The 12,994-nt window shown below is 60.5% G+C and carries 11 protein-coding genes; 4 read left to right on the top strand and 7 right to left on the bottom strand.

Translation table 11 applies throughout. The annotated features are described in order from the left end of the window. Nucleotides 1-78 precede the first annotated feature (78 nt). Nucleotides 79-1,527, top strand: a complete 1,449-nt coding sequence (locus AB5Y76_RS02475; protein ID WP_263717316.1) for an autotransporter outer membrane beta-barrel domain-containing protein — start codon at nucleotides 79-81, stop codon at nucleotides 1,525-1,527. A 151-nt stretch (nucleotides 1,528-1,678) separates the two neighbouring features. On the opposite strand, the gene AB5Y76_RS02470 is transcribed toward AB5Y76_RS02475, so the two are convergent. From AB5Y76_RS02470 to phnR, 5 genes are all read right to left on the bottom strand, one after another. Continuing rightward, on the bottom strand, nucleotides 1,679-3,085 hold the full coding sequence (locus tag AB5Y76_RS02470; RefSeq protein ID WP_263717315.1) for an FAD-dependent oxidoreductase: 1,407 nt from the start codon (nucleotides 3,083-3,085) through the stop codon (nucleotides 1,679-1,681). An 18-nt stretch (nucleotides 3,086-3,103) separates the two neighbouring features. Next, the gene (locus AB5Y76_RS02465) at nucleotides 3,104-4,840 is read right to left on the bottom strand and encodes a putative 2-aminoethylphosphonate ABC transporter permease subunit (RefSeq protein ID WP_236357804.1); all 1,737 of its coding nucleotides are present in this window, start codon (nucleotides 4,838-4,840) and stop codon (nucleotides 3,104-3,106) included. Further along, the gene (locus tag AB5Y76_RS02460) at nucleotides 4,837-5,931 is read right to left on the bottom strand and encodes a putative 2-aminoethylphosphonate ABC transporter ATP-binding protein (RefSeq protein ID WP_236357802.1); all 1,095 of its coding nucleotides are present in this window, start codon (nucleotides 5,929-5,931) and stop codon (nucleotides 4,837-4,839) included. Before AB5Y76_RS02460 ends, AB5Y76_RS02465 begins: the two co-directional genes overlap by 4 nt. Nucleotides 5,932-6,203: 272 nt before the next feature. Then, entirely contained in the window at nucleotides 6,204-7,223 is a 1,020-nt protein-coding gene (locus AB5Y76_RS02455; protein WP_005352506.1) for a putative 2-aminoethylphosphonate ABC transporter substrate-binding protein, read from the bottom strand. A gap of 120 nt (nucleotides 7,224-7,343) precedes the next feature. Then, complete coding sequence (gene phnR, locus AB5Y76_RS02450) at nucleotides 7,344-8,051, bottom strand: phosphonate utilization transcriptional regulator PhnR (RefSeq protein ID WP_201913974.1); 708 nt, start codon at nucleotides 8,049-8,051, stop codon at nucleotides 7,344-7,346. A 265-nt stretch (nucleotides 8,052-8,316) separates the two neighbouring features. Between phnR and phnW the strand changes: the two genes are divergently transcribed. Genes phnW through phnX form a run of 3 tightly spaced genes read left to right on the top strand, consistent with a single transcriptional unit; the run spans nucleotide 8,317 to nucleotide 11,727 of the window. Further along, entirely contained in the window at nucleotides 8,317-9,459 is a 1,143-nt protein-coding gene (gene phnW / locus AB5Y76_RS02445) for a 2-aminoethylphosphonate--pyruvate transaminase (protein WP_263717314.1), read from the top strand. After that, nucleotides 9,456-10,895 carry an aspartate aminotransferase family protein gene (locus tag AB5Y76_RS02440; protein ID WP_263717313.1) on the top strand — a complete coding sequence of 480 codons (1,440 nt, stop codon included), beginning with the start codon at nucleotides 9,456-9,458 and terminating at the stop codon, nucleotides 10,893-10,895. Before phnW ends, AB5Y76_RS02440 begins: the two co-directional genes overlap by 4 nt. Next, nucleotides 10,888-11,727, top strand: a complete 840-nt coding sequence (gene phnX / locus AB5Y76_RS02435) for a phosphonoacetaldehyde hydrolase (RefSeq protein ID WP_263717312.1) — start codon at nucleotides 10,888-10,890, stop codon at nucleotides 11,725-11,727. The genes AB5Y76_RS02440 and phnX overlap by 8 nt, the downstream gene beginning before the upstream one ends. Before the next feature lie 98 nt (nucleotides 11,728-11,825). Here the strand turns inward: phnX and AB5Y76_RS02430 are convergent, their stop codons facing one another. Beyond that, entirely contained in the window at nucleotides 11,826-12,278 is a 453-nt protein-coding gene (locus tag AB5Y76_RS02430) for an NUDIX pyrophosphatase (RefSeq protein WP_263717311.1), read from the bottom strand. Nucleotides 12,279-12,332: 54 nt separating this feature from the next. Then, complete coding sequence (locus AB5Y76_RS02425; protein WP_263717310.1) at nucleotides 12,333-12,962, bottom strand: DUF2268 domain-containing protein; 630 nt, start codon at nucleotides 12,960-12,962, stop codon at nucleotides 12,333-12,335. Nucleotides 12,963-12,994: the final 32 nt, after the last annotated feature.

The following is a 12,994-nucleotide window of genomic DNA, read 5'->3' as shown; positions in this document are numbered from 1 at the left end:
ATCGAGTGATCTGTTAGTGGGTAATGCTAAAAGTCATGCAAGGATGTCAGTGAGATAACCTAGTGTCAGGAGGACATAATGATTTCACGTATTTTGGGAATTGGCTGCCTTACCAGTATCTGCTTACCAACAGCATGGGCGGCGGATTGCCCGAACAGGCAACCGGGGCAGCATCTAGAGTTTCTTGGGCGTTCGGCTGACAATTCGGTATCACTATGGCTTTCAAGTCCAGGTTCAGGGGGTAATTTTCGCCTCTCTGCTCCCGGGGTATCTGAAATCGATAGTTGGAATGCAAACCGCGCGTCGTTGCACCTGAGTGTCTCACCTGTAGTACTTGATGACCTTAACGGGACTCACAAACTGGATCTCCTCAATGCGGATGGTTCTTTCAACTGCTTCCTCGATTCGAGAAACCAGAACAATCCGGTATTTCCAAATATTCCCCCGATCGATGGGGGAGATAGTAACGGTGGCACTGGTGGCGGAACTGGCGGTGGGGATGGCGGCAATGGTGGAACTGGTGGCGGAACCGGCGGGGGGGATGGCAGCAATGGTGGTAGTGGTGGTGGCACCGGTGGTGGGAGTGACCCGATCCGCAATATTGTGACCAGTATCAGTGCAGATGCCTTGATGGGCTATTTGAGCGGCTCCCTCAGTATTTCAGATCGTGTCGTTGTCGGGCTTGACCAATTTGAAGATATTGCCGGTCAAAAGGGGTTGTGGCAGGTATGGACTGATGTACGCCATACCGGAGTCTCCGATGATCGTAACGAGATAGACACATCCGGGCATGCCAACAGCTTTTTGATCGGTATACACAGATCCCTTGGTAAAGACGGGCTGGGCGGTATTGCATTTGCCAATAGCAAAACCTCTCTTGGCACGTTTGGCAGTTCGGTACGAAATGAGGGGGACAGTTTCTTTGTTGGGCCATATGGCGGCTATAGGCTAGATACGCAATGGCTGCTGGATGGCTGGGCTGCATGGGGACGAACTGATAACGATACCGAACTCGATGTACTTAAAGGGAGTTTCAAGACAACGACCGGGTTGATCTCAGCGAACCTGACCGGTGGCTACGATGTTGGTGAATATCTGCTGCGGCCCAAGCTTGCCCTCTTTTACAGTCACAATAAATCCGATGCGTTTGATTACACAGGCTCATTGCCTTATGCAAACCAGATTTATAACGTGACATTGCGGGTTAATGAAAACTCTTTTGAATATGCCACCAGTGAAGCATCAGGGGATATCAGTCGTATTTTCACCACAACCGATGGTGTTCAAATTATACCGGCCCTGCGTCTTGGGGTTCGTTATGATATTGAGCGTCCCAATGATGGTCAGATCCTGAATGAAAATCTGACAATGGAAAGTACGACTCCGTGGAGTGGATCTGCACGGATTGCACTGGCGGTAGCCCCTCAGCGTCATCAGCGTTTTGAAGTTATCACCGGTTATTACAGTATCGGGCGTCAGGACCTTGACCTCTGGGATATTAGATTTAACGCCGCAGTGAATTTTTAATTCGAGTTGTAACAATATATGTGCTGACCTTCGGGTCAGCACATTGTTATGGATGATTGCCGATGAAGATGTGGATAGCTCATCCACGATGAGGTCGCCTGAGAGGCCAGGCGTTAGAGCCTGGCGCAATATCAAGGTTAAGAGAAATAACTTATTTATCCGCCTTGCCCGCCGCATCGGCAAGTTTGGCCAGCTGTTTGTCATACCAGGCCACCGGGCGGTTCTCATCTTCCGCCCGCTCCTTGCGCCGGATGGCATTGCGCACCACCATGGCGCCCAGCCAGCGAAAGGGTTCTGGTGGGAAGTAGCCACGCGGGCCGCTGACCAGGGCGCATTCACGCCAGGGTTTATCCTCCTCCCGCACTTCATCTCTCACCAAAGCCGCCAGTACTTGACCGCCCATCCAGCTCTGCGCCACCCCGTTGCCGGAGTAACCGAGGCCATAGACAATATTGGGCTGCCCTCGCCAGTGGCCGAAGAAGGGGAGGCCATCTACCGAGCGGTCGGAGGCGCCGCACCAGCTGGCGGCGATGGGCACCTCTTTGAGCGCCGGAAAGAAGCGGCGCAGGGTGCGGGTGAGAGGGGCAAGATAACGGCTAGGGGCATCGAACTCGGCCAGATGGCGGTTGGCAAAGGCGAAGGTGTTGCCCCCCTTGCCCAGCATCAGCCGCCCTTGCGGGGTGGAGCGGTAGTAATGCACAAAGGTGCGGCCATCCACCACGGAGCGGCCGTGCTCAAGCTGCTGGGCGGCCAGTGCATCCGGCGCGGGGTCGGTTATCACCATATCGGAGGAGACCAGTACGATACTGCGGCGAAACTCGCGAAAGTGCTGCACCATGGCGCTGTTGAGGGCCAGCACCACCTTGCGGGCACGCACCTCGCCCTGTGACGTTTGCACCCGTGCAGGCTGGCCCGCCTCAAGGCGCTGCATGGGGGAGTGCTCATAGACCTCGACACCCAGTTCCCGCGCCACCCGCAGCAGGCCGCGCACCAACAGTGCCGGTTGCACCGAACCCGCGTGTGGGCTGTAGAGCCCCTCCAGATGAACGTGGGAACCGCTCTGGCTCGCCAGTTTATCCTCTTCAATCACTTGCCACTGGTTAAGGTCTGCGCGTTTGAGTTCCTGCAATACCGGCTCCATCAGGCCGCGCTGGGCCTCGCTGGTGGCGGTGTAGCAAGTGCCCTCGACTCTCAGCTGTGCCTCAATATTGTGCTGTTCGCAGAAGCGGGCGATCTCGTGCACCGCCTGCTCGGATCTTTGTACCAGCCAGGCAGCCTGCTGCTCGCCAAAGAGGCGCTTTAAGGTCAAATACTTGGCTGACCAGGTGAGCAAACAGCCGCCGTTGCGCCCCGAGGCGCCGCTGCCGCAGCGATCTTTTTCCAGCACTATGACGTGCAGGTGGGGCTCGGCCTGTTTAAGGGCGATGGCGCTCCACAGCCCGGTAAAGCCGCCACCGACGATGCAGACATCGACTTCGTGGTTGCCGACTAGGGGCGTGGGCGGTGCGGGTTGTTCGGCGGCGAGCGCTTCGGCCAGCCAGAAGGGGAGAGTGGACATGATGACTCCTCGATAAGGTTATTGGTGGCGCCAGCGCTGGGTGCGATCCAGCAGGGCGCGACTTAAAAAGAGCTGGAGCAGCTTGACGGTGGCGGCGGCCAGCAGGATCAGGGTGGCCATGGCGGCGGCCGCGGCTGTATCGCCGGAATCCTCCATATTGAGTACGGCGATGGAGGCGAGCACGCTGTCGCTCGAATAGAGGAAGATCACCGCCGAGGTGGTGGTCATGGCGTTGACGAACAGATAGATAAAGATCTCCAGCAGTGCGGGCAGGGAGGCGGGCAGGGTGACTCGCCAGAACGCCTTCCAGAGCGGAATGCGCAATGAGATGGCCACCAGCTCCAACTCCTTGGGCAATTGCTTGAGGCTGGTCAGCGCTGTCATATGACCCACCGTGTAGTAGTGAATGACGCAGGAGAGCACCATCAGTGGCAGGGTGCCGTAGAGGCTGCCAAAGAGCGGATTGCCGTTGAAAAAGAAGATGTAACCGAGCCCCAGCACCATGCCGGGTACCGCCAGCGACAGCATGGCGAGCAGATGCAGCAGCTGGCGCAGCGGCGCAAAGTGGCGCCCCTTCTCCTGCGCCCAGGCCAGCACCATCACCAGCACGGTGCCGATCAGCGCGGTATAGAGGCCCAGCTGCAAGGTGTTGGTAAAGGGCTGCCAGCCATAGACGCTGTTGCTGTCAAAGGCATAGTGATCCAGCGTCAGAGCGAGGTTGTAGGGCCAGAACTGTACCAGCGAGCCGTAAACCGCCATCCCCACCAGCGCCAGAAACAGCAGGGCCCAGAGGGTACACCAGCCGAGTGCCAGCAGATCCCGCAGCCGATGGGGTTTGGGTTGATAGGGCACCGCCTTGGTGCTGCTCTGCTCCTGCATCTTGCTGCGCACTCTGTGCTCCAGCGCAAAGCTCAAGAGCGCCGGCAGCAGCAGGGTGACGCTGGCAACGGCGCCGAGGGAGAAGTTCTGCATCCCGATCACCTGCCGGTAGATATCGGTAGCCAGCACGCTGTATTGGCCGCCAATCACCTTGGCCACCCCGAAGTCGCAGATGGTGAGGGTGAAGACAGCGATGGCGGCGCTGAGCAGACCATAACGGGCGGTAGGCAGGGTGACGGTGACAAAGGTGCGCCAGCCGCTGCTGCCCAGCACCCGGGAGGCTTCATAGAGGCGGGCATCGCTCTGACCCAGTGCCGTGATAAGGATCATCAGGGCGTGGGGGAAGCACCAGAAGCCCAGACCAATGACGATGCCGATGGGGCCGTAGATGCTCTCGCCGCCGAGCAGCCCCTTGGCGATCCCCTGATTGCCAAACCAGTAGACCAGACTGATGGCGGGCAACAGGGAGGGCATCAACAGCGGGATCAAACCGATGAGGCGAAACAGGGGCTTGCCCGGCATACAGGTGCGGGTGAGGGCGTAGGCGTAGCCAAAGGCGATGGTCACCACCAGCGCGGTGATCAGCACCCCGAGCCAGAGGGTGTTGCCGATGGTGCGCCCCAGATGAGGGGAGTCGAAGTAGGCGCTGAAGTTGGCAAGGCCCACCCAGAGGCCGTTCTCATCCTGCAGGCTCTTTTGCAACATGGTGAGCAGCGGCAGCAGCAAGCCGCCGGTGAGCAGGGCGATGCCGAGCACCAGCAGGATCAGTTGCAGCAGCTGATCCCGGCTCCCGCCGCGACAGAGCCGCTGCCAGCGAGAGTCTTGGCGGACTGTCACTGGTGGCAGCAGGGAGGAGGTCGCAAGGGGGGCTGTCATGGGCGATCTCCTTCAAACAGCTGCATCGCTCCGGCGGGCCAGTGCAGCGAGCAGCGCATGCCGCTGCGCCAGCCACCCTGTTCGTGGCGGGGCAGCTCGTGGGTTGGGCGCTCCACCAGGATCTGCTGCGGGCCCAGATAGGTGTCGGCGGTGCAGATAAGGCGCTGGGCGGCGCCGAGAAACTCCACCTGATCGATGGTTGCTTCAACGCCATGTTGGCCAAGATACGGCTCGCTCGGCGCACTCAGGGTGATCGCCTCGGGGCGGATCGCCACCTGCAATTTGCTGCCGGCAGCGGCCTGGTTGGCAAGTGTCAGCGGTTGTTCGTTGAGGCGCACCTGATTGGGGCTCAGCACCAGGGTCTCGAGGAAGTTCATGGTACCGACAAAGCTTGCCACGAAACGGCTGGCAGGCTGGTGGTAGATCTCCTGCGGAGTGCCCACCTGTACGATGCGGCCGCCCTCCATCACCACGATGCGATCGGCCATGGTCAGCGCCTCTTCCTGATCGTGGGTCACCATGATGGTGGTGATGCCAAGGCGCTGCTGCAGGGCGCGGATCTCGCTGCGAAGGTGGGTGCGTACCAGCGCATCCAGCGCGCTGAGCGGTTCGTCCAGCAACAACAGACCGGGGGAGAGGGCGAGCGCCCGGGCCAGCGCCACCCGCTGCTGCTGGCCGCCAGAGATCTGGCTCGGGTATTTGTGGGACTGGGCAGTGAGATCCACCAGCCCCAGCCAGTGATCGACTCGCTCCTTGATGAGATCCCGCGCCAGCCCCTGATTCTCAAGGCCGAAGGCGATGTTCTGGGCCACCGTCAGGTTGGGGAAGAGAGCATAGGACTGAAACACGATGCCAAAATCGCGCTCCTGGGGCGGCAGGCGGGAGATATTGCGCCCTCCTTGCCAGATCTCGCCACTGTCCGGCAGATCCAGCCCGGCGATGGCTCTGAGCAGGGTGGTTTTGCCGCAGCCGGAGGGGCCGAGAAAGCAGATAAACTCCCCCGGCTCAATGGTCAGAGAGATCCCCTTGAGGGCCTGAAAAGCACCGAACTGCTTGTTGAGATGTTGAATGTCCAGATAGGGCTGGGTCATGGTTCGACTCGCTACTGATTTGGTATATACCAGTTTGCGGGTGAAGTGTGACGGTCAGGTGATCGGGGGATGACAGCTTGATGACAGTCAAATGAGATCGGGTCACCAGCAAGGGGCTGGGCACTGTGCGAATGGACTAAGCATCGCTAATTGAAGGCAATGCAAACTCGGGAAGTTAAAACCAAAAAGTGAAGGCCAACACCTGTTGGCCTTCGACTGGCAGTTTATTGGCAGCGGTGTGTCTGGCGTGAACAAACCGCCGCCCTTCACGCTTACTGCTTGGCTTCGGTTTTGCCGTCGAAGCTGGCGCTCCACTGGGCTAGGATGGCGTTACGCTCGCGGGCAGCCCAGCTAAAGTCGTTGTCGATCATCTGGCCTTTGATATCTGCCGGATAGCCCGCTCTCGGTTGGGCTACATCGGGGATGGCGACCACTGCGAACGACTTGTTGTAGAGGGCGTTGGCCTGTTCGGTGGCGGCAAAGTCGAGCAGCTGTTTGGCGGCTTCCAGCTTGGGAGTGCCCTTGATGATGGCGGCGGCTTCCATATCCCAGCCCGACCCCTCTTTCGGGAACACCACCTCGATGGGGGCCCCCTTGGCTTTGAGGCTGGTCGCCGGGAAGTCGAAGGAGATACCGATCACCGTCTCGCCGCTGGCGGCCAGCTTGCAGGGGGCTGAGCCCGAGTGGGTGTAACGATCGATGTTCTGGTGCAGGCCGTTCATGAATTGCCAGCCCTGCTGCTCGCCCATGGTCTGCAGCCAGCCAGCAACGCTCAGGTAACCGGTGCCGGAGGAGCTGGGGTTGGGCATGATCACCTTGCCCTTGTAGATGGGCTTGGTGAGGTCGGCCCAGCTGGTGGGCGCCGGGATCCCCTGTTTTTCCGCCTCTACCTTGTTGAAGCAGATGGCGCTGAAGAAGGCGTCCAGACCGATCCAGTGCGGCTCGGCCTTGCTGTCGCGAAAGCGGCTGTCGAGCTTATCCAGTCCTTTCGGTGCATAGGCATTGAGCATCTGCTGCTGATCGAGCTGCATCAGGCTGGTGGCTGCCAGTCCCCATACCACATCCGCTTTGGGCTGGGCTTTTTCTGCCAGCAAGCGGGCGGTGACCACGCCTGTGGAGTCACGCACCCACTTGATGTTGATGTCCGGATGCTGGCGTTCGAACGCGGTTTTCAGCTCGTTGAGCTGCTCCGGTTCGAAGGCGGTGTAGACGGTGAGATCGGTCGCGGCCAGTGCCGGGGCGGTCATGGCAGCCAGCACGGCGGCGGCCAGCAGATGGGTTCCCTGTTTCATCCTCTTCTCCAGTTAAATTGGTTTGGTATAAACCAGATTGGTCGAGAGAGAGGCTAGGGGATCTTTATGACGTGACCGTGACAGCCCCGTGACGTTTTGCCGTTCCTGATTTATCCGTGACTAATCCTGGGTATCCACCTCGATCTCCAGACTGTCGTGGCGCCAGTACTCCAGATCGAAGTCGAGCACCCGGCCGTGCTGATCGAAGTTGAGCCGCTCGAGGCGCAGGGCGGGTAGGCCAGCGGTGGCCCCCAGCGCCTTGGCTACCTCGTCCGGCAGGGCGGTGGGGAAGAAACGCACCTGCATGCGGGCGTAGTGAAGATCGTAATGGGCCTGATAGATCTCGGTCAGGCTGCCGTTGAGATCCAGATCCAGCAGGCCGGGCACCCGTTCTGGCAGGCAGTGGTTCTCGCAGTAGCAGATGGCGCGCCCGTTGGCGTAGCGCAGTCGCTTGAGCAAAAAGAGGCTGTCAAACGGCTTGAGCTGCAGTTGCGCCATCAACGCGGGCGGCACCGCCTGGCGGCTTTTCTCCAGCAGCTCGGTGCGCGGCTCACCCCCTTGCTCCCGCACTATCTGGTGAAAGTTGGAGGTGCGTCTGGGGTTCAAGCGAAAGCGCGGCGGGGTGACGAACCAGCCGCGGCGATCCTCCCGATAGATAAGGCCGTTCGCCTCAAGCTGCACCAGTGCCTCGCGGATGGTGACCCTTGTGGTGCCATATAGTTCCCCCAGCAGTCGCTCGGAGGGGAGCTTGTCGTTGGGGGCCAGACCCCCCGCCAGGATCTGGTTGGCGAGGGCATCCTTGATCTGCAGATATTGCGGTTTGCTCATGAAAATCCCTGGTTTTGCAATAAGTTGTGCAATGAGTTGTGCAATGGGCTGGGCACAGGGCAGGTCATCTGCCCGGTCGTTACACGGCAACATCAACATGCGTTGGTAGATACCAGCAGCGCCCCTGCTGTTCAGGCTTCCTAGATTATCGCGATCCCGGCGCTGAAAATGAATTTTTTGTTGCACGTAGCCCCACCCCTTTGACCTTGGCGGGGCAGTTACCCACAATGCGCTCATTCTGGTATATACCAAAAGGAGCAAAGTCATGACCCATATTCCTGCGGCCCCCGCCGCCGTCGATTACCTGCTGCTGACCCCGGGCCCCCTCTCGACCACTACCACGGTGCGCGCCGCCATGCTGCAAGACAGCTGCACCTGGGATGCGGACTACAACCAGGGGGTGGTGGAGCCCATCCGCCGCGAGCTGGTGCGCCTCGCCACCGGCCCTGAATATCAAAGTGACTACAGCGCCGTGCTGCTGCAGGGGAGTGGCAGCTATGTGGTGGAGAGTGTGCTGGGCTCGGCGATCGGCGTCGATGAGTGTCTGCTGATCATCAACAACGGCGCCTACGGTGCTCGCATGGGGGAGATGGCCCGCTGCCTTGGCCTGCGCCACCATGAGCTGGACTGCGGCGAGACCACCCGCCCGGAACCCGACGCCATCGAGGCGATGCTGGCGCGCCACCCCGAGATCACCCATCTGGCCATGGTGCATTGCGAGACCACCACCGGCATGCTCAACCCCCTTGAGGAGGTGGCTGCGCTCTGCCAGCGCCGCGGCATTCGCCTGATCGTCGATGCCATGAGCAGCTTTGGCGGCATCCCCATCGACATGGGGCGACTTGGCATCGAGTTTCTCATCAGCTCGGCCAACAAGTGCATTCAGGGGGTGCCGGGTTTTGGCTTTGTCATCGCTCGCCGCGCCGCGCTGGCGGCCTGCGCCGGTCGTGCTCGCTCGGTCTCCCTCGACCTGCATGCCCAGTGGCAGACCATGGAGCAGCAAGGGGGCAAGTGGCGCTTTACCTCGCCCACCCATACCGTGCTTGCCTTTGCCCAGGCGCTGCGCGAGCTGGACGAGGAGGGGGGCATTGAAGCCCGCCATCAGCGCTACGGCGAGAATCAGCGCACGCTGGTGGCGGGGATGGCTGCCCTCGGCTTTGCGCCACTGCTGCCAGAACAGTGGCAATCTCCCATCATCACCGCCTTCTACTCTCCGGCCCACCCTGACTACCGCTTCGCCGATTTCTACCAGCGGCTCAAGGCGCAGGGCTTTGTCATCTATCCGGGCAAGGTCTCCCAGGCCGATTGCTTCCGTATCGGCAATATCGGCGATGTGACCCCTGAGCGGGTGCGGGATCTGCTCGCCGCCATGGCCAGCGCCTGCTACTGGCAAGGGGACGCGCGATGACCAGCATGCTGGCTCAGGGTCGTGATCTGCGTGGCCGCGATTTGCATGACCATAAGCTACACGGCAGCGGCCGTGCCGACAGCGAAGGGGATATCAACCTCGGCGAGGGGCGGGCGCGTTGGTGGGCTGACCAGAGCGAGGCGGTGCAGGCGGGATTGGCGGAGGATAGCCGCTACTTTCTCCATCAGGCGCTCTCCACCCCCTGTCTGGATCTGATTGAGGGGGCGCAGGGGAGCTGGTTGACCAGCGTATCGGGCAAGCGTTACCTCGATTTTCACGGCAACAGCGTCCATCAGCTGGGCCACGGTCACCCCTGGGTGGTGGCCGCGGTGCAGCAGCAACTCGCCGATCTGCCATTTGCGCCCCGCCGCTACACCCATCAGGTTGCCATCGACTGTGCCCGCACCCTGGCCGAGCTGGCTCCCGGCGATCTCAACCGGGTGCTGTTCGCCCCCGGCGGCAGCGAGGTGGTGGGGATTGCCCTGAAGCTTGCCCGTTTCATCACCGGCAACAGCAAGGTGGTGTCCCTGTGGGATGCCTTTCACGGCGCCTCTCTCGATGCCATCTCGGTCGGCGGCGAGGCCTGTTTTCGCGCCGGTATGGGCCCGCTGATGGCCGGAGTGGAGCGCATCCCGCCGCCCACCCGTTATCGCGGCGTCTGGTATCGCGGGGAGGGGGATGATCTGCACTACGCCGATTATCTCGAGTACGTCATCGAGAAGGAGGGAGGAATAGGCGCCTTTATCGCCGAACCTATCCGCAACACCGATGTGCAGGTGCCCTCGAAGGCCTACTGGCAGCGGGTGCGGGAGATCTGCGATCGCCACAAGGTGCTGCTGATTGTCGACGAGATCCCCAACGCCCTGGGGCGCACCGGCCACTGGTTCAGCTTTGAAGAGTTCGGCATCGAGCCCGACATCATCTGTCTGGGCAAGGGGCTGGGGGGCGGGGTGGTGCCGTTTGCCGCGCTCGTCACCCGCGACCGTTTCAATCAGGCCGCAGCTATTTCGCTCGGTCACTACACCCACGAGAAGAGCCCTATCGGCTGCGCGGCGGCCCTCGCTACCATCGCTACCATCCGTGAAGAGGGATTGCTGGCAAAAGCGCAGGAGGATGGCCGCTTTATGGCGGCCGAGCTCGGCAAGTTGGCCGAACGTCACCCGCTGATCGGGCAGGTGCGGGGTATCGGTATGCTTTGGGCGCTCGATCTGGTGGTCGATCACCAGAGTCGCACCCGCAACAGCCAGGCCGCCGAGCGCCTGCTCTACCGCTGTCTGGAGCTGGGGCTCAGCTTCAAGGTCTCCCAAGGGAACGTCATCCAGCTCTCGCCCCCACTCAATATCGCCCGCGCCGATCTGGTGCGCGCCATCACCATTCTCGATCGCGCCCTCGGCGAGATCGCACTTTCACCGAAACAGGAACACCACCATGACTGACTTGCAGATTGTTGTAGACCCGATCACCGACGTAGAGGCGCTGATCCTCGACTGGGCCGGTACCGTCGTCGATTTTGGCTCCTTCGCCCCCACCTCCATCTTCGTCGAGGCCTTCGCCCGCGCCTATGACTTTCCAGTGACCCTGGACGAAGCGCGCCAGCCTATGGGCCTTGGCAAGTGGGATCATATCGCCGCGCTGGGCCGTCTGCCTTCGGTGGATGCGCGCTGGCAGGCTCGCTTTGGCCACCCCATGAACCACGCCGAGGTGGACCACCTCTATCACACCTTTATGCCGCTGCAGATTGCCGCCGTGACCCGCTTCGCCGACCCGATCCCCGGCGTGCTGCCGGTGCTGGACGCTCTGCGGGTGCAGGGGATGAAAATCGGCTCCTGCTCCGGTTATCCCCGTCCGGTGATGGAGGCGCTGGTACCTGCTGCGGCCGATCACGGCTATCGCCCGGATCACTGGGTCGCCACCGATGACCTCAAGGCTGGTGGTCGCCCCGGCCCCTGGATGGCGCTGGCCAACGTAATTGAGCTGGGAATAAGCGCGGTGCATCGCTGCATCAAGGTGGATGACGCCGTGCCGGGTATCAGCGAAGGGCTTAACGCGAGCATGTGGACGGTGGGATTGTCGGTTTCCGGCAACGAATTTGGTGCCACTTGGGAAGAGTTCGCCGCCATGAGCGAGGCGGAGATCGCCGCCCGGCGCGCACCGGCCGAGGCCAAACTGCGGGCGGCGGGGGCGCACTATGTGATTGATACCCTTGCCGACATCGCACCGGTTATCGCCGATATCAACCGCCGTCTGGCCGCTGGCGAGCGGCCGTAGGCCATCTGCTTGGGCTAACAAAAGCGCTTGGCTGGCTTGAGATACAACACGCCCCCATCCGGGGACGTGTTGCATTTACAGGGGGAAGCCGTGCGCGGTCAGCGGATATCGACCCGCATCAGGGGAGAGGGGGCGTTGTCGACAAAATGGTGCCAGATATGGTCGTAGAGCGCCTTCTGGCCGGGGAAACTCACCAGCGCCTTGGCTTCGGCCAGGGAACACCAGCGATAGTCTATGTGCTCGTCGTTGAGGATCACCGCCTGATTGGGCGGGCAATAGACTACAAAGACCGGCACCACCTCCACCGTATTCAGGATCGCCTCGTAAAACTGCTCCAGATACTGGCCGTTGTAGAGTTCGGTGACCCGGATCCCCGTCTCTTCGCCAAACTCCCGAATAATGGTCTGCCAGCCGGTTTCACCCGCCTCCACCGTGCCTGCCACATGACACCAGAAGCCCCCCTTGACCCGTTTCATCACCAGCAATTTGGTTTCGCCATCGACAGTGGTAAGGGCAACGCCAGAGACGGCCTTGCAGCGAATGGGGATCATGATCTTCTCTCCGGATTTGGGCTCTGTAATCGCCACGAACAGTGTGAAGGCGTGTTAATTGAAATACGCCTCGGCGGGCAGGCCCATGACCTCTATTTCATTCAGGCCATTTTTGGCCAGATAGTTGGCCACCAGATTGAACCCCACCCAGTAACCGGCATATTTGGGAAATGGCCGGTTATCACGGCAGTAGAAAAAGTCTAAATAGTTGAACTGCTTGCTGGATAGATGGGGCGTCATCTCTGCCAGGAGCGATTGCCAGTCATGGTGATGAGACTCCTTGAACAGCGAGGGGAGTGTGCCACCATTGAACCTCTGCTCAAAGTAGCAGGCCAGCCCTTCAAAAATCAGGTTTTCGGCCAGTGTTTCTGCTTCCACCTTGTTCTTCTTTTGCACGATATGGTGGACTTCGTGGGCCAGCACAGCAGGCAATTCGGTGATGATCACCTCTTTGATATCAGGCCGTTCCAGATCAAGCTGGAGTTCTATTCGATACATGTTGATGGCCCAGCCACCGATACCCGAGCCGGGAGCATCCCCCTCGGCAAAAGGGCTGAAGGTGACATCCAGTTGGGAGAGATCGAACAAGGCATTCAATTTGTTCGCCGTCTCGGCAAAGACGTGCCTAATGGTGTCATCGAGTCCATCGAATTTGCCCGAGTCGTTTAACAGGGTGAGTTGCATCCAGACATCCTTGTCTATTGAAAGAGAGTGCT

The sequence above is a fragment of the Aeromonas sp. R1-2 genome (assembly GCF_040908505.1).
GTDB classification, from domain to species: Bacteria; Pseudomonadota; Gammaproteobacteria; order Enterobacterales; family Aeromonadaceae; genus Aeromonas; species Aeromonas veronii.
This window is presented reverse-complemented; position numbering and strand designations above follow the sequence as displayed.